Genomic DNA, 21,817 nt, shown 5'->3' with positions numbered 1-21,817 from the left:
TAGCCGCTTTTTCATTTGAATTAAGGAGGTATTTTTATGTCTGAAAAGAAAATGCAAGAATTTAAAGTAATTACAGCGTTCCGCGATAAGTTCTCCTATGTGCATTATAGTGTTGGAGAATCATATAAAACAGATGACCAAGAAAGAGTAGAGTTCTTACAAAAAGAAGGATTCTTAGAAACCGAACCAGTTGTTGATTATAAACCAGTTGTTCCTGAAATCGTCCATGTTGGCGGAGGGTATTATGAACTTCCTAATGGAGAAAAAGTTAAAGGAAAAGAAGCAGCACTTAAAGCATTAGAAGAACTTGAACCAGTTGGTGAATAAACATGATGCTTGAAGTGGTAAAAAAGGCATTGCGCGTTTCGCATAATGCTTTAGATGACGAAATTGATGATTTAATTGAAGCGGCCCGAACTGATTTGAAGTTATCTGGTGTTTCTGGTTTTAAATCAAATGATGATACAGATCCATTAATTAAACGAGCAATAATTATGTATACAAAAGCTAATTTTATTGCTGATGCTAAGGAAGCAGAGCGATTCCAATTATCGTATAACATGCTCAAGAATCATCTTACTTTAGCGGGTGATTATAAATGAACGATATTCTACACTTCCCAATAGTTACAGTCATGGAAGACGATTTAGGACAAAAAGAGGAAGTAAGAACGTTTAATAGACAAGTATTTTGTAAAAAGAAATCTGTCCCTCAATCAGAATTCTTCCAAGCTGGTCAAAGTGACATTAAAGCGAGTTGTGTTTTAATCGTCCACATTTTGGATTATCAAGATGAACGTGAAGTTATGTACCGCGAAAAAGAATATAACATATACCGCACATACGAACGCGAAGATGAAAAAATCGAATTGTATTGTGAGGTGTTAGCTGGTGGCTAGTATTGATAGTCTAGCAGATGATATTGCTAGAGAACTACAAAGGTATGGAAAAGAAGTAGAAGAAAAGTTAGAAGTTGAAAAAGAGGTAGTTGCAAATAATCTAGTGAGTGATTTGAAAGAAAACAGTCCTAAAAATACAGGTAAGTATGCCAAGGGATGGCGTAAGAAGAAGGAAGGCAATGGTTTTATTGTCCATAACGCATTAAAGCCTCAGCTTACACACTTATTAGAAATGGGCCATGCACAGGTAAATGGTGGGCGTGTTCCAGCTAAAGTTCATATCGCTCCAGCTGAAGAAAGAGCAGTAAACGAACTTTTAGAGCGAGTCGAAAGGGCGATTCAGCAATGACATTAAGTGAATTAAAGAAGATTCTAGATGCTACAGGTTATCCTGTGGCTTATTCGCATTTTACGGCTACAATAGTCAATCCTGTACCTAAACCGCCTTTCATTTGTTATCTTGTAACTGGTTCGCCAAACATGATTGCTGACAATAAGGTGCATTTAAAAATAAGCGATGTAAACATTGAGCTTTATACAGCCAAAAAAGACTTGGTTGCAGAATCCAAACTTGAACAAGTATTGGATGACAATGAGATCCCTTATGAGTCATCTGAAATTTATATAGATTCCGAGAAACTATTTCAAAAAATATACGAAACGAGGTTGATATGAATGGAGAATAAAGTTATTTTCGGTCTAAAGAAAGTACATTATAGCGTGATTACTGAAGATGAAACAGGGAAAATCACATATGGAACACCAGCTAAATTACCAGGTGCGGTTGAAATGAAATTGGAACCAAAAGGTGAACAATCGGACTTTTATGCTGATGATAGCAATTACTACACTGAATCAAGTAACCAAGGTTATGAAGGTACTTTAAATCTTGCTAAGCTCACAGAAGCTTTTCGAACTGAAGTGTTAGGAGAAGTTTTAGATGAAACTGACAAGGTAATTTCAGAAGTTGCAAATGCAAAAACAAAGAGAATTGCTCTTATGTTTGAATTTGATGGCGATGTAAAAGCGATCCGTCATTTACTTTATAACGTGACTGTATCACGCCCAGGATTTGGCTCTTCTACAAAAAGCGATAAAACAGAGCCAACTACAACAGAATTGAAATTCGTTGCATCACAGCATCCAGGAACATTAAAAGTGAAGGATTCAACAACTGTTGCAACACCAGCTGGTATTTACGACGCTTGGTATACAAAAGTATATGAGAAAGTTGTGGGGGCGTAACTAGATGGAAAAAACAATTGTAATCGATGAAAAGGCTGTGCTTTTGAAAAGTACTGCCGGTACAGCTATTCGCTACAAAGCCCAATTTAGGCGCGATATGTTTGCGGATATCCTTAGTTTAGGGGTGCTTTCTTCATATATTTCAACGGATGGCGACAAAAATAATATCGACCTTTCACAGGTTGATTTAAGTAAATTAGATTTTGAAGTTATTTATAACTTAGTATGGGCATTTGCTAAAACAGCAAATAAAGAAGTCCAAGACCCATTAACTTGGCTGGATACATTCGGAGAATTTCCGATTGCTGAAATTATCACCGAAATTCAGGACTTAATTAAAAGCACGGTTCAGTCAAAAAAAAACTAACAGAAAATGAACAAGAGCAAGGACGTAATGATGGGAAAGGTGGATTTTCCGTTGATACATTCCTTGCTCTTTGTTATTCATGCAAATTAGCAAAAGATGATTTAGAAGATATGACAATAGGTGATTGCTTGGATTATATCGATGAGTATGTTGAATTACGAAATCCGAAGAAAGAACAAGAAAATACAAGAACAGCTACACAAGATGACTTTAATAATTTCTAAGCAAGTAAGGTGATAACATGGCAGGAAGAATTAAGGGAATAACGATAGAAATTGGTGGGGAAACCACCGGTCTACAAAATGCCTTGAAAGATGTTAATAAAAGAAGTGGTGAACTATCTAAAGAGCTAAAAGATATTGAACGACTCTTGAAATTCAATCCAGGTAATGTGGAGGCACTAGCGCAAAAACAACAATTGCTTACACAACAAATTGAGAATACAACGAAAAAATTAGATAGCTTAAAAGCGGCTCAACAGCAAGTACAAGCACAGTTTGAAAGTGGCGCGATTAACGAAGAGCAATATCGAGCGTTTAGGCGCGAAATTGAATTTACAGAAGGGCAACTTAATGGATTCAAAAACAGTCTTGCAGGATTAAAGGCTGAGCAAGAAAAAGCAGCAAGTTCAACAAGACAATTAGAGACTTTATTTAGCGCCACAGGAAAAAGTGTTGATGATTTTGCGGATGCATTAGGGAATCGTCTTGTGAATGCAATTAAAAACGGTACGGCATCAAGTAGGCAGCTAGATCAAGCTATTGAGATAATCGGAAGAGAAGCACTAGGGGCCGAAGTAGATATTGGCAGGTTGCAACAAGCTCTTCGTTCTGTTGGTGATGGTAATTCTATTCAAAACATTAGAAATGATTTAAATCAGCTCTCTCAAGAAGCAGAGGAAGCTGGCGAAAGCGTTAAGGGATTAGGTGTTGAGTTAGAAAACGTAGTAGCTGGAATAGGTGCCGGTCTAGGACTTAAAGAAGTGGTCGAACAGGCTCTAGATATGTCTGAGTTAAAGACAAAAATTGATATTACTTTTGACGTTCCAGAATCCTCAAAGAGATCCGTGGAGGATGCAGTTAAAACTGTCACAGCCTATGGCGGTGATGCGGAGGAAGCATTGGAAGGTGTACGAAGACAATGGTCATTGAATAAAGATGCTTCTGATGCAGCAAATACGGAAATTATAAAGGGAGCAGCTAGTATAGCTAGTTCCTATTCGCAAATTGATTTTACAGAATTAATACAAGAAACTAATGAAATCGGTAGCGAATTAAATATTTCGAATAAAGAAGCACTAGGCTTAGTTAATTCACTCTTAAAAATCGGATTCCCGCCAGAACAACTCGATATCATTGCTGAATATGGCGCGCAGTTAAGACGAGTTGGTTATACGGCACAAGAAGTACAAAGTATTATGGCAAGTGCAGCAAAGGAAAAATCTTGGAATATTGATAACTTATTGGATAAACAATTGTCCCTATGAGTGGTGACATTCATAGTAAACTCCTCTAATTCGGTGAAACTCTCACATAAGAGACAATACCGAGCCAAGCCTATAAATAGGAAGTGTGTAACGACTAGTCGAAAGACGTAGGGTGTAAGCTAATGACATCCGAAATGGGGAGCATCTTATACAAAGATGATGATATAGTCTGGTCTGTATAGTGATATACAGAAGTTCATAAGAGAACTGGCAGGGACTTGCGAATCCTGTTGAACATATCGGGTTTAAAAGAAGGACGTATCCGTTCTGTTGAAATGTCGCGTGGGTTAAGTAATTCTATGAAGGATGCTGTCCGTGATGCTGTAGACGATACTGAAAAAATGTCTGATGCACAGATATCAGCGATGCAAAAGGGATTTGCTAAACAAGAATCTGCACTTGCGAATTCATTTAGTAATCAAGAAAAGGCACTTTCTAAAAGTCATAGTCAAAGACAAAACGCATTAGCTAAAAGTCTTGATGCTGAATACAATGCAGTTTCTAAAAGTTATGAAAATCAACAAAAGAATTTAGAGAAGAAACTTAGCGCTGAATATGATGCAGCATCAAAAAATTATGATAGACAACAAAAAGCACTTGAGAAATCGCTCGAAGCGGAAGTTAAAGCATTTGAAAAGTCGTCTGAACAGAAATTAAAGCTCATCGATAAAGAATACATGGAACGTATGAAATTAATTGATGAGGAAAAATATAATCGTCTTAAATCGGTAGACGATCAAATTAATTCTTTAGATGCGAAAACAGCAGCTGAAGATAAATATTTTAAAGACCGTGAGAATGCTGAAAAACGTGCTGATCTAAAAGTTAAAATAAGTAAAGCGAAAAATGAAGAAGAACGACAGGCGGCAATCAAAGCATTACAAGAACTTGAAGAAAAAATGCGTTTGGATAAGATACGTGAAGAACGTAAAAGTCAAATTGATAGATTGAAAGAGGAAAAAGACGGCATAAAAGAAGCGTCTGATGCGAAAAAAGAGGCACTGAAATCAGAGATAGATAGTCGTAAAGAACAAGTTAAAGAGCAAATAAACAATGAAAAGGAAGCTTTAAAAGAACGACAGCAAGAACAAAAAGAAGCTTTTCAGCAAAGTAAGCAAGAAAACTTAAAGGCTATTAGCGAATCAAATAAAGCGCAACTCGATTCATTAAGAGAAGTAAATCAAGCTAATTTATCAGCTTTAAAAGAAAATCATAATGACCGTAAACAAGCGTTAAGTGAACGTTTAAGTGATGAAATGGACGCTGTTCGCGAATCACATAGAGCTGAATTAGAGTCTTTCAAAGAAATGAATGCACAGAAATTAGAACTAGCAAAAAATCCACCAGATAGCGCAGCAGTACAAGAAATATTTGCTCAATTAGAGGGTTGGGGTAAAGCAATTGCTAAAGGTGGAGAAGAAGGTAAACAAGCATTTGTGGATATGGTTAAATGGCTAGATCAAATCCAGGATGCAGATTTGAAAGAAGCAATTGGTGTAGAACTTTTCGGTAGATGATAAATTGTGCCGAATTAAAATTGCGGTATGAAGCAAGAAGGGTGAGATTCCTGACTTGAACCGAAGGCTATACGAAGTATAGTCAGGGGCAGAGCATAGAGGGTGAAAAGATATAATCCCTCCACGAGACCGCGACACTTTATAAGTGAAAACGTATGCCGAGCTTGCATGAATAGGAAGTGCAAGAAGTAGAGGATAAAAAGCCTTTACGATAACAAAATGACAATGTGGGAAGACCAAGGTCAAAAAATCATAAATACTATTTTACAAACTGAACAAAAACAAGCCGACTTAAAACAAGGCATAGATGATTTACAACAGTCCGTAAGTAAAACGGATGCATCACCGATGGTCAAGTTGAAAGAGGCCATGAACGATTTAAAAGAAGCTCTTGAACCCGTGTTACTTGTAGTAGCTGATATTGTTTCTAAGGTAGCTGAATTTATCTCTGCTCACCCGGTGTTAGCAGCTGCTATTACAGGGATAGTTACTGTATTAGGGATAGTTCTTGGTCTGTGTGCTGCATTAGCACCACTACTTTTATTAATCACTACCCAAACTTTAACTTGGGCAGGAGTTATGGCTGTATTAACAAGTCCAATTACTTTAGTGGTTGCAGCCATCGCTGGATTAATTGCTATATGGGTATTATTCGGCGACAAAATCATGGCCATATACAACGAATATTTCAAGCCGACGATAGATCAAATAGTATCTATAATCACTGAAACACTGCAACCAGTGTTTGATAAAGGCTTCACAATCATAAAAGATATTGTCAAAGATGCATTTGATATTATCAAACGAGTTTGGGAAGAAATACTTTCACCTGTTTTTTCGAAAATTTCATCATTCATAGAAAATGTACTGTTACCAGCTTTTAAATTTGTGTTTAGTGCTATTGGTAGTGTTGTATCAGATGCATTTGATGGAATCAAAGTTGTGTGGGATACGGTCTTAAAGCCGATTTTAAACGGAATTATCGATTTCATTTCTGGTGCTTTCTCAGGAGATTGGGACAAAGCATGGAAAGGAATTGTGAAAATATTTGATGGAGTATTTAACGGAATAGAATTAGCAGCAAAAGCGCCAATAAATGCTGTTATTTCAATGATTAACGGATTAATTGAAGGTATAAATAGTATTGAAATGCCTGATTGGGTTCCATTTGCGGGCGGAAGTAAACCAAATATCCCTACAATACCAATGTTAGCGACAGGTGGACATGTTCTTGGTGATGGTTCATTTATTGCCGGAGAAGCTGGACCAGAGTTATTTACTAAAAGAGGTAATCGCGTTTCGGTAACGCCTTTATCGTCAAATGAAAAATCACTTGGTATTACAGGCACCATGAGTCGATTAATTGGCGATATGAGTTATTCGATGGCTAATTCTATGAAAGAGTTATCTGGATTAAAAAGTGTCATGAGCAATGTATATGGCAGTCTGGCTAACAGTTCAGAAGCGATGAGTCGAAACGCAAGCCAAAGAAATGGGGATGGAAATTCCTCTTCAAATGCAAATAAATCAGACTCCTATAACTTTGCTGATATGTTTAGAGGTTCTACTTTTGTAATTAGAGAAGAAGCCGATGTACAAAAATTAGCAGTCGAATTAGGAAAACATATTAAAACATCAGGAAGAAGGGTGGGGCAATTATGAGTTTAACTATAGATGGTAAAAGACTAAATGAATTAAATTTAGCTCTTTTATCAGGATTCCAACATCCAGCCGCTCCGCCAATTCGTGATTATACAGTATCTATTCCTGGGCGCCCTGGTGCTTATTATTTTGGTTCTGATATTGACCCATTACAGTTTAATTTACCATTAATCATTAAACCGCAAGAAGATAGACATAAATTAGCGGTAGCTATCAGAAAAATGGTAGCTGCTTTTATTGATCCTTATGGAAAACCAAAAGAAGTGAAGTTGATTTATGATTATGAGCCTGATAAATATTATCTCGCTCGATACAGTGGTTCAATTCCAATTGATCGTTATTTTAGAATGGGAAAGTTTGAATTACCTTTAACCGCATATGATCCACACGCCTATTCTATTTTGGAAAGTACGAAGGGAATCAAATGGGGTGACCGTATCCCTTGGATGTCTCAAATACCTATTGGTCTTGGAAGAACATCCTATACAATTACCAGCCCACAAACTTTATCAATTAATAATTACGGGTCGCTTGTTGTAAGGCCGACAATAGAGATATCGGGTAGTGCAACTTCATTAACTCTCACTATAAAAGGTGAGAATTTTTCTTTTGGAACTTTTGCAAATTCCACAATTTTAATAGATGCAGAAAGATATGCAGCAATAAAAAACGGTCAGAATTTCTTATTCCAACTACAGGGGAATTTAGAAAAATTAGAGTTTATGACAGGCGCTAATGCAATACAAATAGGCGGTTCTAACCTAAATATCAACATTGCATTCAAATACCGCGCTAAATATATATAAGGTGGTGACATAAATGGCTGATGCGCCTAAATTAAATGGTAATGAATTTCTTGATGAAAGTTATTGGAAAATAAACCAAGCTATAGAAAACGCGAATGTGTCCCTTAATCAAACGATTAAAAATACAGCAGATATCGTTAAGACGGAAATCTCGATTTTAAATTTAAATCAATTCGATGTAGTGAGTAATAACCTCATAAATAAAAAAGCTTTCCGTTTAGGTGGATACTTTAATGAAAGTGGTGTATGGGTAAACAATGCGGCCTTTGCCGTTTCGAATTATGTTGCTATGGTTGAAGGGCAAAGTTATACAAGCAAAGTAGATAAAGTGGTTACTTACTATGATAAAGATTATAAATTTTTAGGTGGTCGTCCTCCTGGGTTAGGGAAAACTATAACAATACCAGCAGGAAGCGGGATAGCGTACGCTATATTTACATTCGATATAAGTGATAGTACACCACAAGTCAATAATGGAAAAGTTCTATTAACCTATGATGATTATGCAGTCAAACAGAAAAGTTTGAAAGTTGTACAGGGGAATATTGAGACCCCTTCCGCCTTACCAAATATGATCTTAACGCCTTCCGAAAATTTATTTGATAAAACGAAGGCCATATTTGGTTATTACGATAGCACTGGTGCTTTTATTAATGACACAGGTTGGATGACTTCTGATTTTATTGAGGTTATTGAAGGTGAAACTTATACACAACTTTCATCTGGTTACCGTTCGTGCTGGGATAGCAATAAACAGTTCGTTCAAACAATACAAGGTAATCCACCTTTCGTTATCCCCACAGGGAAAGGGATAAGGTATATTCGTATTATCACTCAGATTGGAAGGTTAGATACAGAAATGTTTGTGAAGGGGAATGTATATCCATCTCAATACATCCCGTTCAGAAAATATAGTTTTGATCCTAATATTTATAACATCAATCCTACTTTAAAGAAATCTAAAATCGATGGACTTACATGGAACGCATACGGAGACAGTATTACAGATAATTTCCGTTCAGATAACTATGTTGCTTTAATCTCTAGATCACATGGTGTTATACCGAGAAATTACGGTTTGAGTGGAAGGACAATTGCATCACGTCCTGCTCAAGACCCTCAATATCCACCAGCTGTAACGGATTACGTAAATATGATTAACAATGCAGATGTTATTACGGTATTTTGTGGAACAAATGATTACGGGAACCAACTTGCATTAGGGACGATTAATAGTACTGTAAAAACAGAATTCTATGGAGCTCTTAATATACTAGCGTTGGGATTAATTGAGAAATTCCCTGGTAAGAAGATAGCTTTTATTACTCCTATGCAAAGACGCGGGCCTTCATTAGCTGTTCCTTTGTCTACCTATGTGAACGCAGTTAAAGAAATTGGTACGAAATACGGAATCCCAGTTCTTGATCTATACAACAACTGCGGACTTTATCCTAATTCGGATCTAATTAATAACACGTACTTTAGTAATCAAGATGGATTGCATCCAAATCCAGAAGGTTATAAAGTATTCGCTCCTAGAATTGCGACATTTTTAGAATCATTATAATAGAACATTATATTAATACATTGTTTTGTGTGGTAAATTTAACTTAACGCAATAAAATTAGGAGGATTTACCAAAATGAATTTAAAAAAGATAGCTATTATATCTATTGTATTTAATGTAATGTTTATTCTTTTTGGCGGTTATCTTATCTATTCAAAAGGAGGGATATCCTTCATCACCAATAAATTTTCAACAGTATTAGCAAATAGTAGCAGTGATAAAAATGAAGGCTTTTCTCCAGCTCACAAAGTGCGAGCATCTGTATTTGACAATGCTAAACCGATTGAAGACAGTGTTGTATTTTTAGGTGATAGTTTAACTGATAATAATGAATGGGTAGAGGCATTTTCAGATGTTAAAACATTTAATCGAGGAATCGGTGGTGATACAACGGTTGGAGTGTTGGATCGTATAGATCAAGTTATTTCACTTAAACCATCAAAAGTGTTCCTTATGATTGGGATTAACGATTTTTCTGTTAAAACTCCCAAAGAAGACGTATTACAAAACTATGATACTATTCTCAATCGTTTAAGTGCAGGTACACCTGATACAAAGGTATTCATTCAAAGTATACTTCCGATTATGAACATACAGGAATTATCAACTATAAGTAATAAAGATATTAATTGGACAAATGAGAAACTTAAAAAAGTTGCATCAGAAAAAGGATATACTTTCATAAACTTGCATCCTTTATTTTTAGATGGAAAAGGTGAATTAAAGAAAGATTTAAATGTAGATGGATTACATCTAAACGGTAAAGGTTACAAGGTGTGGGAAAATGAAATAAGAAATCATGTTATTAGTGATTAAATAAAAAGAGGGACAATCGTCTCTCTTTTTATTTTGAAAGCAGGTGATACATTGCTAAAACTCTACAACAAACAAATGCAACTCAAGGCATATCTTGAAAATGCATATAATATAAAATATAACCCGCCACTCAATGAACTTTGGACGGCGGGTTTTTCATTGCCATTCACTGACCCAAAGCGAGAAGAAATTGAAACGTTTGACTATGTAGAGATATTTGATAATGGCAAACGTATCGGAATGTTCCGTATTATGGACAGTGATGAAGAAAGGGAAGTACATGAAAAAATAATAACGTATGACTGTGAGCACGTTCTATCCACACTAATGGATAGCGTGCTTTTTGGTTATCACGAAAGAATTAATTTATCCACAAGGGAGAATATCGAGTATCTTCTTAGCAAACAAAGAATAAAGCATTGGAAACTTGGTCGATGTGATTTCACAAAATACTTTTCATATAGTTGGGAAAATGAAGATACTATATTAGGCCCTATATATAGTATTCCGAAGCCGTTTGATGAGAAATTCCAGTGGACTTGGGATGATTCTTCTTATCCTTGGACTTTAAACATCATTCGATATTCTGAAGAAATTACAGGTGAGCTCCGATATCGGAAGAATATGAAGGGCATTAAACGAAAAGTAGAAGCTAAAGATGTTATGACAAGGATTTATCCGCTTGGTTATGGCGAGGGAGTTAATCAGCTAACAATCAAAAGTGTTAATAATGGTCTCCCTTATATAGATGCTCCTGATTTTGTTAGAGAGTTGCATGATGGATTTGATTATATTTGGGTGGATAGACGATTTGAAGATGCACAATCGCTTTATGCCTCCGCTAGATCAATGTTGCTAAAAGCATGCATGCCAAAAGTTACGTATGAAATTGATGCAATTGATTATGAGTTAATTGATCCATACAAAATAGAAAAGTATGAGACTGGCAAGCTAGTACGCTTATATGATGAGGATTTTAATATATTTGTTGATTTACGGGTGATGGACCGTCAAAAAGATGATGTCACTGGAAATCCACTTGAGGTAAAGCTTGTGTTAGAAAATAAAGTAACTGATTTAGGGACGATACAAGCAGATATTGAAAAACGTCAGAAAGTTAATGAAGTGTATTCTCAAGGTACAACAAATATTGATAGTCGAGATTTCCAAGATAATTGCGACCCTGAACATCCGGCCATTATTAGGTTTCAAATACCTAACGATGTTAAGAATGTGAATGAACTGTTACTGACATTTGAGATATTAAGATTTAGAGCATTTGAACGCGCTATTAAAGGTGGTGGCGCTGTTGTAGGTTCAACAAGTGCTGGTGGAGCGACAGTTGGTTCAACTCAAGCGGGAGGCGCTAATGTAAGTTCCACAACATCAGGAGGTGCAACGGTTGGTTCAACAAGCGCTGGCGGTGGTACAGTAAAAGCTTCAAGTAGTGGAGGAGATCATGTTCATCAAATGTTTCTTGGTGGCGGGATTGTTCCTGCCGAACCTCCAACGATAGGATTGTATACGGCTTTTTCTGATCCTGGAAGAAATACATCAGCTTCATTTTACGCAAAAGGAACTGGTGCAAGCTTATACACGCATGGTTCTAGCGGAAATCATACGCATGATATTACATTACCAGACCATAGTCACAGTATCAGTATACCGAATCATAACCATAGTATTAGCATCCCTAACCATACGCATGACATCAGTATTCCAAATCATACACATAGCATAACATTACCGGACCATACACACGAAATTGAGTTTGGTATTTTTGAACTATATCAAACCCCATCAAAAGTGACAATTGAAGTAGATGGAAATACATTACCGTTTGATTCGATAAGGGGACAAGATATTAATTTGATCCCTTATTTAGCAAAGGATTCCGACGGGAAACTTCAGCGTGGCCGTTATGTTGAAATTAAAATAACGCCGAATAGTTTAGCTAGAATTAACGCTACTGTTACAGGACGCTTGTTTATTCAGTCCAGAAGTGGCGGTACGTATTAAGATAAATGATTAAAAATAGAGAAGGAGATTGATAACATATGCAAACAATCGAAATTCATACACAAGGCGGATTGAAACATACAGTACAAGCCGGAAAATACGATGCACAGGTGCTAAACGAACAATTAAATAGTAATGACCTAATCACCGTGCTTATCGGTGATTTTATTATTCAAAGAATTGATGTAAAACGTATTTTACCAATCAATTTACCTACTGTAGAAGGTACTAAGAAGCTAAAAGTTCATACAAACGGCGGGAAAGAAATTGAAATTGTAACAAATGATTATGATCCAATCTACTTAAATGAACAATTGAACAATAGTAATACCATTACAGTTGTAATTGGTGACTACATCTTCTCTCGAATCGATGTAAAACAAGTCGTTCCTGTAAAAGAAGAACCAAAAGAGCCGGAACTACCACCAGTAACAGAACCAGAGAAACCGACAGACCCGGTTGAACCGCCAAAAACTGAAGAACCATCAGAAGGAACTGGTGAAGAAACGGAACCTACAGAGCAGAAATAATCTGTTCTTTTTATTTTATCAGGAGGTGCTGATTATAGTTAAACGAATTGTAGATTCTGTAGTTTATGATAAACACGTTAGTTCAGATAATAAGAACCTAGTTAGAGACTTCCTGATTGAAAAGAAAGCGCAAGGAAAGGCAAAGAGTACTTTAAAGCAATATCAGTGGGACCTAAGAATCATAATGTATTTGCTTTATCAGCATTTTGATAACAAAAGAATCACAGAACTAACAAGAAAAGATATCCGCAATCTTTGTATTGTATTTCAAGAAATGGACATGTCTAATGCTCGTGTCAATGGATTAATGAGTGCATTACGGTCCACACTTGAGTTTTGTGCAGATGACGACGATTATGATTATGAATTTAATATTGATTCTAGGGTAAAAGGTTTACCGAAAAATCCAGTTAGAGAAATCACATTTTTAAAAGAGGAACAGATTGAATGGTTACTAGATGAACTAGATAAACAGAACCAGATACTTATCGCTGTATATCTCGCTATATCATATTACAGTGCAGCAAGAAAGAACGAAGTGCATCAGGTATTAAAGGACGGATTGGCTGAACGATATTATACAAACACCGTTATTGGCAAAAGAAGCAAGAAATTTAGGTTGTATTATAACGAACGTACTAGATTATTAATTTCGAGGTACCTTGAAGATAGAGGAGAAGATAATATTAATCAGCTATTTGTAAAGATATATGGCAATGGTCAAAAGAGAGTAGTTAATAAGAGTACCTTTAATTACTGGTGTGAAATTTTAGCCGGCATGTTGAGTAATAAGGAAGGTAAAACAATTTCAATTAATCCTCATGCTTTCCGTCATTCAAGGCTTGATAATCTACGTGAGCAAGGTATACCACTTGAAAAATTAAAGTCACTTGCTAATCACAGTGACGTATCAACAACAGAATCTTATTTATCTGATCGTAGCGAGAATGATATTGCAGATATATTTGGTATGGATGTTAGTTGTTTTAAGTAGGGACACAAAGGTGTCTTTTTTTTATTACGTAAAAGGAGGTGAACAATTGGAGCGAGTTCATGATATTTTCAGAAGTCTTAATATAATCGATATTTTTAATACGGCACAATTTAAAGCTGCTTCATTTGTAAGTGGCGGAGTAGGAACATTTTTAAGTCTGGTGTATGGAAAAACCAATCTTATCTGGATTTTTATCCTAATGATGGTTGTTGCTTTAGATTGGATTACAGGAAGCAAAGCTTCAAAATTAGATGGTTCGTATTCATCAGCATATGGAGTAGAAGGCATCGCGCGTACCGTGGTGCTTTTTTTATTGCCATGTTTGGCGCACATGTTTGATATCGCATTTAAATTACCAGATTTCTTTTTCTTTATGGTAACTGGCGGTTTAACATATCACATTTTCAACAGTTTCACTGCTAACTGCGTTCGTGTCGGATGGGACAAATGGATCCCGACATGGTTACTAGAAAGCGTAGCAAGTGAAATTGAAGCGAAAATAAAACGTTCTGATACAAGGAAACGGAGGAAGTAACGATGCAAGAGAAATTCAAGAATTATGGATTGTGGGTAGCGTTGTTCGCGCTTTTAGGGATGGTATTAATGGATACTGTGCCTCATTTTAACGCAGGTCGATATCAGGAATATGTAGATATGATTCTATACATTTTAATTGCTGCAGGTGTTGTATCTAACCCTACAGCAGGTAAATGGTTTGCGGATAAACGAAACAAAGGAGCGGATAAATAATGGGTTATATTGTTGATATGTCTAAGTGGAATGGTAGTCCCGATTGGGATACAGCAGCAAAACATCTAGATTTCGTTATTGCTCGAGTACAAGATGGTTCTAACTATGTTGATCCGGTGTACAAATCTTACGTCGCCGCCATGAAATCTCGAAATATCCCTTTTGGAAACTATGCATTCTGTCGTTTTGTTTCTGAAAATGATGCACGTATAGAAGCTAGAGACTTCTGGAATCGTGGAGACAAGAGTGCGACAGTCTGGGTTGCAGATGTCGAAGTGAAAACAATGAATGATATGAGAGCAGGCGCGCAAGCGTTTATCGATGAGCTACGCCGATTAGGTGCTCAAAAAGTCGGTTTATATGTCGGCCATCATATGTATGCTCCATTTGGAATGGCAAATGTGGTTGCTGACTTTGTATGGATTCCACGTTATGGTGGAAAAAGACCAGCTTACCCATGCGATATTTGGCAATACACTGAAACAGGAAATGTACCTGGTATCGGCAAATGTGATTTGAATGAATTAATTGGAAGCAAATCTTTAGCTTGGTTTACGGAAGTGCATCAGTCAGAACAAAACGTTTCTAATGGTGGATATCAATATGTTAAATCTGGTGGATTTGGCGTTTCATTAGTTCCGGAAGTATTAAATGCTATGGCAGAACGCGGAACCAAAGGACAAGTTATTTCTGATCCATCAACCGGTACAGCATACTTACAAACGGAAGTGTTACCCAATGCTGAATTAGATAAGATCACTTGGTGGATGGATACTCGACCAGATGGAAAGTGGTATTACGAGTATATTAAGAAGTAAACAACAAAAGCCGTCCTGTCGGGCGGCCTTTTTTCATTTTGCATCAACAATATCAATGAATTTCAACGTCATGTTATTGTAAAATGCATCCGTACAAATTATAGATTTATTCAACGGATCAATATCAATGACGGTCATATAGCTAGTAAGTAAAAATCCATCTTCATAATATGTAATCAATATTTCTTCTTCAGAAAGTAGCGAACATAATAGCGTATTCTCAATAAGTTCTTGTTCATCCTGGGTTAATGTAGGGCGTTCTACTTTTGTCTTGTCTTTAATAATCTCACGGATACCTGCGAACTGTTCTGGCATCGCTGCGAATGGAGTCCATTTAACCATTCCTCTTCCTTTTGGCATACTAGCGTTGTTCATGCTTTATGTCCCCCTAACAATGTGTTTCTGTATCTTGCTGTTGCACTATTTGTATACGAAATTCCTCTTAATATGCTGTTCTTACCAAATTTAGTGCGTATTTCATCCATTACTTTAGTTAGTCTCATTTCTTTTTCTCGTTGTACTACATTATCGAATAGTGAGATTTGTTCTTCGCCCTCATTGATTAAGTTAGTTAAAGAAACATTGATGGATCTAATGGGTTCTCCAGTGTAAAACTCGTGTAAAAAATATGTACAAATCTTATATATATCCATTGTTAAATTGGTCGGTCGGTTCATAGTGTGAGTTTTTCTGAAGCCACCAGCGTAATTTTTGCTATAACCAATGGAAAAATGAATAGTTTGAGCTAGTTTGTTTTGTCTTCGCATTCGATAACAAACTTCTTCTATATGCTCCAGTAGAATAATTGGAAACTCTTCTATTGTGTAATCACGCATAAGTATTTGACTCTTACCAATAGAAGTTGTTGCTGGAATGTATTTTTCTGATATGCGGCTAAAATCTATGCCGTTACTATGTAAGTGTAGTTCTTCGCCAATGACCCCAAAGCTTTGCTTTAGATATTTGAGTGGGTACTGCGCTAAGTCTCCAATTGAATGAATTCCTTTTCGGTTTAACTTCGCTTCTGTCTTACCCGAAATCCCCCAAAACTTACTAAGTGGTCGTATTGGCCATAATTTTATGGGTACATCTTCGTACTTCCAGTATGCTATGCAATCTTTCGTTTTCTTTGCTTCCACATCTAAAGCAACTTTACTCATTAAAGGGTTAGGACCAATTCCTATCGTGCATTCGATTCGTGTCTTTGCATATATTTCACGCTTGAATTTCAAGGCGAACTCATACGGATCGTTAGCAAACAAATGAATACTATCCGTAATATCCATAAAAAACTCATCGATGGAATATTGGTGGAAATCCTCAATAGGCACGTATTGCAAAGCTAATTTCGTGATAAAATTAGAGCATTTTATGTAAGTGCTCATAATTGGGTTCACCACAAGAATATCTTTGCGACGTGGTATCTCGTATAATCTTGCCATTTTCTTAACACCCAACGCTTTTAATGGTGGAGTTGCAGCCAAAACAATCGAACCACTCCTATTCACATCACCGACTACAGCTAATTTAGTATGAAGTGGGTCTAATCCCATCTTGATGCAACTGACTGAAGCATAGAAGCTACGAAGATCTACACATAAAACAATTCGGTTTGGCAATATTGAATAGTCATACACCGTTATTCCCCCTAAATAACAGAACGTTAGTTCTTATTATATACGAATGTATGTTCTTTTATGAAGAGGTTTTTTCAAAAAAAATAAAATAGCCCCACACGTTTAAGTGAAGCTACATCCAAAATTCATCTTCTTTTATGTTTTTACCTAACTTCTTTAATCCTTTTGTGATTTGAACTACAGTTGAAAATTTTGGTCTATACGTATGGTCATTACACAATTTTGAAATTGTTGCTCTACTCAACTTTGATTTTTCTCCTAATTCGGATTGAGAAATCCCTTGTCGATCTAACCACTTCCCAAATTTACTTCTATTGGTTTTCCCTAGTTTTAGCCAATCAAACATTACTGTCACCTCGGTAACAGCATGTACAAGAGTTAACTTTTTTATACGAGTGCAAAAAAAGATGCATATCAAACAAACAGTATGAAATACCTTTTACCATACCAAACAAATTACGATTCTCAGTTCCAATTTGATAGCCTTTTAAAACTTCGGTTCACCTATTCCAAATAGAATGCGTTCACAGAATATCGCTTCAGACATTTAAAGATTAGTATTTTCAACGATTCATAGTTGTTTTTATCTCTTCTAATCTTCAAGGACTATTCTTGCAGAATACATAAAGAAGGGTGGTGTTTTAACATTGATATTTGAATTAGTAAGTTCAGCTGCTGTCGGTGGTGTAGTCTTTCTATCGAAAATGCATCAAAAAGGAGCAACAAATGATGCCTCCAAGATTCAAAGGATCTGTGCTAACTGTGGATTAAAAGTAAAAGAAGGAAAAGAGACTAGGACTATACAGTTGCTTCGCAAAACAAGAAATGATTGGGGAGTTGAATATGCGTATAGAATTCCACTTGGTCTTAGTTTCTCCGATTTTGAACAAAAGATACAACATTTAGAAGATGGATTAAATCATAAGAGCAAAGTTTATGATTTTAAACTACAAGACTTCAAATCTCTTCGACTGCGAAAAGATATCTTAAAACAAATACAAAACATCATAAACAAGAAAAAACTCGTTAGAAAGGAAATTGAGCTGTCTTACGATGGGTTACTCAAAATACGAGTTTACGAGAAGGGGATTCCTGTTTTTGTGAAATTTGAGGAGGAAATGATGAGGCAGTGCAGAGGCTGGGAAGTTCCTATTGGTTATACAAGGGATGGATTAGTAAAACACGACTTTGACCAGTTATCACACATGATCTCGGCCGGCATGACGGATATGGGGAAATCAAATGTATTAAAGCTTATCATTACATCCCTGGTACGCAATCAATCAGAAAATATAAAGCTATTCCTTATCGATTTGAAGGGTGGTCTCTCTTTCAACCGATACCGATTCCTAAATCAGGTCGAATCAATTGCGAAGAATCCAGAGGAAGCCCTTGAGACTCTAAGGGAATTGCAAGATAAGCTGAATGCTAGAAACGAATACTTACTAGAAAAAGGATACGAAGATATAAAAGAAGCCGGGGATCCAGTACGGTATTTTGTAATCGTGGATGAAGCAGCCGACATAGCGCCATATCAGGAGTGTAGGGACATCATTGTAGATATAGGTCGTCGTGGCAGGGCAGCGGGATTTCGCTTGGTATACGCAACGCAGTACCCGACCAATGAGGCACTGCCGTCACAGCTAAGACAAAATATTGGTGCTCGTGTTTGCTTTAGATTACAGACGGAAGCAGGGAGCCGCGCTGTGTTAGACGAGGGCGGCGCAGAGAGCCTTCCTAACATAAAAGGAAGGGCTATATATCAAACGAACGAGAAAAAGGGCCTACAGACAATCTATATCGATAATAAGCAAATTGATAACATCATAAAGCCACACATCAATATCAGAGCGAGGAAGGAGCATCAAGATGCAAAAACTAGCCATGAAGGAAGCGAGAACGGAAAGTATACTCTTGAGCTTGAAGAAACTCGGCTTTCTTAGTAGAAAGCAAATCCAGGTACTTCACGATCTCGGTGGTGATAGGAATGCTTCTCGTGTAATGAAAGGTCTTGAAGAATATGTATCTAGCTTTAGAGATGGCGAGAAAATTTTCTATTTGAACAAGGAAGGGCGCGAGCGTATCGGGAGTAAGAAAATACTCAAGCGTTCGAATCAATTCCGCCATTATATTATGAGGAACGACATTTACATCGCTTACGAATGCCCGAAAACGTGGAAACAGGAAGTTAAGATGAATGTGAAAGGTATCGTTTCTATAATTGCAGATGCACTATTTACGGATAATGGCCGTTACCACATTGTAGAGGTGGATCATGAGCAAAAGATGAGCGCGAATCGTATCAAGATGCAGAAGTATCGCAAATTAATCGAATGTAAAGTATTTGAAAAGACACCTAAGTTTATTTGGTACACCACGACGGAATATCGTAGAAAACAACTCCAAAAACTTTGTGAAGGATTGGATTGTAACATATTTACGGTTACTGATTTCCATTAAAAACAGGGAGATGGTTCATATGGCAACTGAGACGATGAGCATCAAAGATTTTATGGATGGTAACTATGGAGCGAAGAAAAAGTGGAGCTTGTTCAAAAAGAAAGCAAAAAAATACGCACCCGTGGCGGCGCGAATAAGTATTGTGATCGGTAGTGCTATTATATTCAGCAATGTTATAGATATTCCTCATGTATTTGCTGATGGAAATAATCCAGACGTGAATGAAGTATTTAAAGATGTGCAGTCCAATGACGGGGCAATAAAAAATTATATAGATGGCCAGTTATACAATCGTATTGTAAATGCGTTTGAACCGGTTATCTTCTTGATTAAAGCAGTATCCTATCCTATAGCATCCGTTGTAGCGTTATGCGGTGGGCTGTTCATAATGGTTGGTAGCCAGGAACGGGGATTCAGTTTAATTTCAAGGGCTGGGATTGGCTATATAGTGGTTCAAATGATTCCATTGTTTATGAGGCTACTTGTTGAGATAGCTAAGGCTATATGACTTTTAATGGAATTTATATTAATTAAATAGATTATAATTGATGTATAAACAAGTTGAGGGGGATAAATTTGCCGATTTTCGTTATGTCACTTATTATTTTGGCAGGTGTATTTCTTATATTAGTGGGTTTAAATGCTAATAGATGGGGATATTACATTGGGCAACCAACAATGGGGTGTGGGATAGTACTTATTCTTTTTGGTGTAGTTCTTATAATTATATGGCCTTAAATATAACTTCTTAACAATTGAGCCCGATGCATACAGGGCTTTTTTCTTTGCAGGAAATTCTTAACCGTCATGGAATACTCTCACTAGGAGGTGTTGTGACGTTATGACGGACGAAATTGTTTATTCTGCTAGTGAAGTATATAAACGACTAGGAATTTCCGATAGCACCCTTAGAAAGTATATGGAAGTTTTACAGCGTGAGGGATTCGCAGTAAAGAAAGATAATCGCGGCAGACGCCAGTACACAGACAATGACATTATGGTGATTGAAAAATTAATTGAACTCAGCAAGCATGACGGTATGACGCTAGAAAAGGCAGCGAAGATGATAGCGCAGCAAATAGAGAAAGTTAATCCGGATCTGATTCAAGAAGAGTCTGAGGAAACGGACTTAGTGCCATTCCATATTAAACAGCAACTACAGGAACAGTACAGCGTTATGGCGCAAGAAATGAATCAGAGTATGTTAGCGATGGAGAAACGATTAAGTGAGCAGGCGAAGCAAAGTAACGAGGAAATCAAAGCGAGTGTAGAAGCGCACAATGAACGAGTGGAAAAACGATTGGAATCTAGGGACGAGACATTGATGAAGACGCTACGTGAGATGCAGGAAACGAAGAAAATGATGCAGGAATTTCGTGATGACGTTGCTGCTGCGAAAGAGAAGAAGCCGTGGTGGAAGTTCTGGTAAGAGATTGTACCTGAGGTATAGAAGAATCGATGGAATGATTCTTCTATACCTTTTAATATGTTAAAATTGTATTATATATATAATCAATATCGGAGGTAACTATGAATAAAACGCTTAAAATAACACTTACAGGATTATTGGCAACAACGTTACTTGTTGGTTGCGGTTCAAAAGAAGAACCTAAAAAGGAGCACTTGAAGCAAGAAGCTAAACAGGAATCTAAGAAAGATAATAAGAAAGACACTAAGTCTGACGCGGAGAAAGCTGCCATTGCTGATAAATTTCATCCTGCTGTATATCCTCGTAAGAAAGATGGAACAATTGAATTATCTGTGTGGATGACTAGAAAAGAAAAGATTGAGTTATATAATTATGTGGAGAAGAAAGCTAAAGCTGAAGGAATGACTCCAGAGGAATATAGTAAAGTTAAAGGCGAGGAGAATGACCAGAGAGCTAGGGAACAAACTCAAGCTCAACAGGAACAAAAAGCTCAAGAAACACAGACTAAGACACAAACTAAGACTGATCTCACCCAAGATCAGTGCGATACTGTAAAATCAGAAAATGAAATGATGAAAAAGGCAATTAATCAAGGGAGCAGTAATAGTACGAGCGCAAGTGAATACACAAAGAATCAACAAAAATTAGAATTATGTAAGAAGCAGGGGATGGTTGAGTAAAGAACGTTCCTATGCGTTTACATGTTAGCAAGCACGGGATGAGGTTGCTGCGGCGAAAGAGAAGAAAAAGCCGTGGTGGAGGTTCTGGTAAAAATCTAATCGTTTAAAACAATAAGCCCTACAGAAAGCAGGGCTT

Annotated in this window: 25 protein-coding genes and 3 pseudogenes; 25 read left to right on the top strand and 3 right to left on the bottom strand. The window is 36.8% G+C overall.

Going from position 1 to position 21,817, the window contains the following annotated elements; all coding sequences use genetic code 11:
- The first annotated feature begins 36 nt into the window (after positions 1–36).
- From ACLBXA_RS28170 to ACLBXA_RS28080, 19 genes and pseudogenes are all read left to right on the top strand, one after another.
- Positions 37–327, top strand: a complete 291-nt coding sequence (locus ACLBXA_RS28170) for a hypothetical protein (protein WP_025921820.1) — start codon at positions 37–39, stop codon at positions 325–327.
- Positions 328–329: 2 nt separating this feature from the next.
- Positions 330–602, top strand: coding sequence for a head-tail connector protein (locus tag ACLBXA_RS28165; RefSeq protein ID WP_033695359.1), 273 nt, complete (start codon positions 330–332; stop codon positions 600–602).
- Entirely contained in the window at positions 599–898 is a 300-nt protein-coding gene (locus tag ACLBXA_RS28160; protein WP_447617664.1) for a phage head closure protein, read from the top strand. The genes ACLBXA_RS28165 and ACLBXA_RS28160 overlap by 4 nt, the downstream gene beginning before the upstream one ends.
- Positions 891–1,247 (top strand): HK97 gp10 family phage protein, encoded by a 357-nt coding sequence (locus tag ACLBXA_RS28155; protein WP_447617663.1) that lies wholly within the window; start codon positions 891–893, stop codon positions 1,245–1,247. Before ACLBXA_RS28160 ends, ACLBXA_RS28155 begins: the two co-directional genes overlap by 8 nt.
- On the top strand, positions 1,244–1,573 hold the full coding sequence (locus ACLBXA_RS28150; protein WP_447617662.1) for a hypothetical protein: 330 nt from the start codon (positions 1,244–1,246) through the stop codon (positions 1,571–1,573). Before ACLBXA_RS28155 ends, ACLBXA_RS28150 begins: the two co-directional genes overlap by 4 nt.
- Positions 1,574–2,143 carry a major tail protein gene (locus ACLBXA_RS28145; RefSeq protein WP_098013652.1) on the top strand — a complete coding sequence of 190 codons (570 nt, stop codon included), beginning with the start codon at positions 1,574–1,576 and terminating at the stop codon, positions 2,141–2,143.
- Between the two features lie 4 nt (positions 2,144–2,147).
- Positions 2,148–2,510, top strand: coding sequence for a hypothetical protein (locus ACLBXA_RS28140; RefSeq protein ID WP_447617661.1), 363 nt, complete (start codon positions 2,148–2,150; stop codon positions 2,508–2,510).
- Positions 2,511–2,751: 241 nt separating this feature from the next.
- A pseudogene (locus ACLBXA_RS28135) lies at positions 2,752–3,978 on the top strand (hypothetical protein); the annotation flags it as partial.
- 260 nt (positions 3,979–4,238) lie between these two features.
- A pseudogene (locus ACLBXA_RS28130) lies at positions 4,239–5,507 on the top strand (tape measure protein); the annotation flags it as partial.
- Between the two features lie 228 nt (positions 5,508–5,735).
- A pseudogene (locus ACLBXA_RS28125) lies at positions 5,736–7,175 on the top strand (phage tail protein); the annotation flags it as partial.
- On the top strand, positions 7,172–7,981 hold the full coding sequence (locus tag ACLBXA_RS28120; RefSeq protein ID WP_447617660.1) for a distal tail protein Dit: 810 nt from the start codon (positions 7,172–7,174) through the stop codon (positions 7,979–7,981). The pseudogene ACLBXA_RS28125 and the gene ACLBXA_RS28120, both read left to right, overlap by 4 nt.
- 13 nt (positions 7,982–7,994) lie before the next feature.
- On the top strand, positions 7,995–9,548 hold the full coding sequence (locus ACLBXA_RS28115; RefSeq protein ID WP_447617659.1) for an SGNH/GDSL hydrolase family protein: 1,554 nt from the start codon (positions 7,995–7,997) through the stop codon (positions 9,546–9,548).
- A 75-nt stretch (positions 9,549–9,623) separates the two neighbouring features.
- Positions 9,624–10,364, top strand: a complete 741-nt coding sequence (locus ACLBXA_RS28110; protein ID WP_447617658.1) for a GDSL-type esterase/lipase family protein — start codon at positions 9,624–9,626, stop codon at positions 10,362–10,364.
- Between the two features lie 75 nt (positions 10,365–10,439).
- On the top strand, positions 10,440–12,383 hold the full coding sequence (locus ACLBXA_RS28105; RefSeq protein ID WP_447617684.1) for a phage tail spike protein: 1,944 nt from the start codon (positions 10,440–10,442) through the stop codon (positions 12,381–12,383).
- A gap of 38 nt (positions 12,384–12,421) precedes the next feature.
- On the top strand, positions 12,422–12,913 hold the full coding sequence (locus ACLBXA_RS28100) for a hypothetical protein (protein WP_447617657.1): 492 nt from the start codon (positions 12,422–12,424) through the stop codon (positions 12,911–12,913).
- A gap of 28 nt (positions 12,914–12,941) precedes the next feature.
- Complete coding sequence (locus ACLBXA_RS28095) at positions 12,942–13,907, top strand: tyrosine-type recombinase/integrase (RefSeq protein ID WP_447617683.1); 966 nt, start codon at positions 12,942–12,944, stop codon at positions 13,905–13,907.
- A 46-nt stretch (positions 13,908–13,953) separates the two neighbouring features.
- The gene (locus tag ACLBXA_RS28090; protein ID WP_088008832.1) at positions 13,954–14,442 is read left to right on the top strand and encodes a phage holin family protein; all 489 of its coding nucleotides are present in this window, start codon (positions 13,954–13,956) and stop codon (positions 14,440–14,442) included.
- Positions 14,443–14,444: 2 nt separating this feature from the next.
- The gene (locus ACLBXA_RS28085) at positions 14,445–14,657 is read left to right on the top strand and encodes a hypothetical protein (protein WP_240383943.1); all 213 of its coding nucleotides are present in this window, start codon (positions 14,445–14,447) and stop codon (positions 14,655–14,657) included.
- On the top strand, positions 14,657–15,475 hold the full coding sequence (locus tag ACLBXA_RS28080) for a GH25 family lysozyme (protein WP_447617656.1): 819 nt from the start codon (positions 14,657–14,659) through the stop codon (positions 15,473–15,475). Before ACLBXA_RS28085 ends, ACLBXA_RS28080 begins: the two co-directional genes overlap by 1 nt.
- A gap of 33 nt (positions 15,476–15,508) precedes the next feature.
- Here the strand turns inward: ACLBXA_RS28080 and ACLBXA_RS28075 are convergent, their stop codons facing one another.
- The 3 genes from ACLBXA_RS28075 to ACLBXA_RS28065 form a co-directional block, all read right to left on the bottom strand.
- Positions 15,509–15,850 carry a YolD-like family protein gene (locus ACLBXA_RS28075; RefSeq protein WP_447617655.1) on the bottom strand — a complete coding sequence of 114 codons (342 nt, stop codon included), beginning with the start codon at positions 15,848–15,850 and terminating at the stop codon, positions 15,509–15,511.
- Complete coding sequence (locus tag ACLBXA_RS28070; RefSeq protein ID WP_447617654.1) at positions 15,847–17,112, bottom strand: Y-family DNA polymerase; 1,266 nt, start codon at positions 17,110–17,112, stop codon at positions 15,847–15,849. Before ACLBXA_RS28070 ends, ACLBXA_RS28075 begins: the two co-directional genes overlap by 4 nt.
- Positions 17,113–17,224: 112 nt before the next feature.
- Complete coding sequence (locus tag ACLBXA_RS28065; RefSeq protein ID WP_098832733.1) at positions 17,225–17,458, bottom strand: helix-turn-helix domain-containing protein; 234 nt, start codon at positions 17,456–17,458, stop codon at positions 17,225–17,227.
- 301 nt (positions 17,459–17,759) lie between these two features.
- Between ACLBXA_RS28065 and ACLBXA_RS28060 the strand changes: the two genes are divergently transcribed.
- The 6 genes from ACLBXA_RS28060 (at position 17,760) to ACLBXA_RS28035 (ending at position 21,681) form a co-directional block, all read left to right on the top strand.
- A complete protein-coding gene (locus tag ACLBXA_RS28060) occupies positions 17,760–19,055 on the top strand; it encodes an FtsK/SpoIIIE domain-containing protein (protein WP_447617653.1) in 1,296 nt (431 codons plus the stop codon).
- Positions 19,027–19,572, top strand: coding sequence for a replication-relaxation family protein (locus ACLBXA_RS28055; RefSeq protein WP_447617682.1), 546 nt, complete (start codon positions 19,027–19,029; stop codon positions 19,570–19,572). The genes ACLBXA_RS28060 and ACLBXA_RS28055 overlap by 29 nt, the downstream gene beginning before the upstream one ends.
- A gap of 19 nt (positions 19,573–19,591) precedes the next feature.
- Positions 19,592–20,080: a hypothetical protein gene (locus ACLBXA_RS28050; protein ID WP_098322630.1), complete on the top strand. Its 489-nt coding sequence runs from the start codon at positions 19,592–19,594 to the stop codon at positions 20,078–20,080.
- 68 nt (positions 20,081–20,148) lie between these two features.
- Positions 20,149–20,310: a hypothetical protein gene (locus ACLBXA_RS28045; protein ID WP_447617652.1), complete on the top strand. Its 162-nt coding sequence runs from the start codon at positions 20,149–20,151 to the stop codon at positions 20,308–20,310.
- A gap of 103 nt (positions 20,311–20,413) precedes the next feature.
- Positions 20,414–21,001: a DUF3967 domain-containing protein gene (locus ACLBXA_RS28040; protein ID WP_447617651.1), complete on the top strand. Its 588-nt coding sequence runs from the start codon at positions 20,414–20,416 to the stop codon at positions 20,999–21,001.
- Positions 21,002–21,102: 101 nt separating this feature from the next.
- Positions 21,103–21,681, top strand: coding sequence for an ABC transporter permease (locus ACLBXA_RS28035; RefSeq protein WP_447617650.1), 579 nt, complete (start codon positions 21,103–21,105; stop codon positions 21,679–21,681).
- Positions 21,682–21,817 lie beyond the last annotated feature (136 nt).

The organism is Bacillus sp. D48C (assembly GCF_053345735.1).
This window is presented reverse-complemented; position numbering and strand designations above follow the sequence as displayed.

What these genes read in the sequence shown, in the direction of transcription:
- ACLBXA_RS28100 (WP_447617657.1), top strand. Translation starts at nt 12,422, where the DNA reads ATGCAAACAATCGAAATTCATACACAAGGCGGATTGAAACATACAGTA.
- ACLBXA_RS28080 (WP_447617656.1), top strand. Translation starts at nt 14,657, where the DNA reads ATGGGTTATATTGTTGATATGTCTAAGTGGAATGGTAGTCCCGATTGG.
- ACLBXA_RS28115 (WP_447617659.1), top strand. Translation starts at nt 7,995, where the DNA reads ATGGCTGATGCGCCTAAATTAAATGGTAATGAATTTCTTGATGAAAGT.
- ACLBXA_RS28165 (WP_033695359.1), top strand. Translation starts at nt 330, where the DNA reads ATGATGCTTGAAGTGGTAAAAAAGGCATTGCGCGTTTCGCATAATGCT.
- ACLBXA_RS28085 (WP_240383943.1), top strand. Translation starts at nt 14,445, where the DNA reads ATGCAAGAGAAATTCAAGAATTATGGATTGTGGGTAGCGTTGTTCGCG.
- ACLBXA_RS28065 (WP_098832733.1), bottom strand. Translation starts at nt 17,458, where the DNA reads ATGTTTGATTGGCTAAAACTAGGGAAAACCAATAGAAGTAAATTTGGG.
- ACLBXA_RS28035 (WP_447617650.1), top strand. Translation starts at nt 21,103, where the DNA reads ATGAATAAAACGCTTAAAATAACACTTACAGGATTATTGGCAACAACG.
- ACLBXA_RS28040 (WP_447617651.1), top strand. Translation starts at nt 20,414, where the DNA reads ATGACGGACGAAATTGTTTATTCTGCTAGTGAAGTATATAAACGACTA.
- ACLBXA_RS28140 (WP_447617661.1), top strand. Translation starts at nt 2,148, where the DNA reads ATGGAAAAAACAATTGTAATCGATGAAAAGGCTGTGCTTTTGAAAAGT.
- ACLBXA_RS28150 (WP_447617662.1), top strand. Translation starts at nt 1,244, where the DNA reads ATGACATTAAGTGAATTAAAGAAGATTCTAGATGCTACAGGTTATCCT.
- ACLBXA_RS28170 (WP_025921820.1), top strand. Translation starts at nt 37, where the DNA reads ATGTCTGAAAAGAAAATGCAAGAATTTAAAGTAATTACAGCGTTCCGC.
- ACLBXA_RS28050 (WP_098322630.1), top strand. Translation starts at nt 19,592, where the DNA reads ATGGCAACTGAGACGATGAGCATCAAAGATTTTATGGATGGTAACTAT.
- ACLBXA_RS28145 (WP_098013652.1), top strand. Translation starts at nt 1,574, where the DNA reads ATGGAGAATAAAGTTATTTTCGGTCTAAAGAAAGTACATTATAGCGTG.
- ACLBXA_RS28160 (WP_447617664.1), top strand. Translation starts at nt 599, where the DNA reads ATGAACGATATTCTACACTTCCCAATAGTTACAGTCATGGAAGACGAT.
- ACLBXA_RS28105 (WP_447617684.1), top strand. Translation starts at nt 10,440, where the DNA reads ATGCAACTCAAGGCATATCTTGAAAATGCATATAATATAAAATATAAC.
- ACLBXA_RS28075 (WP_447617655.1), bottom strand. Translation starts at nt 15,850, where the DNA reads ATGAACAACGCTAGTATGCCAAAAGGAAGAGGAATGGTTAAATGGACT.
- ACLBXA_RS28120 (WP_447617660.1), top strand. Translation starts at nt 7,172, where the DNA reads ATGAGTTTAACTATAGATGGTAAAAGACTAAATGAATTAAATTTAGCT.
- ACLBXA_RS28110 (WP_447617658.1), top strand. Translation starts at nt 9,624, where the DNA reads ATGAATTTAAAAAAGATAGCTATTATATCTATTGTATTTAATGTAATG.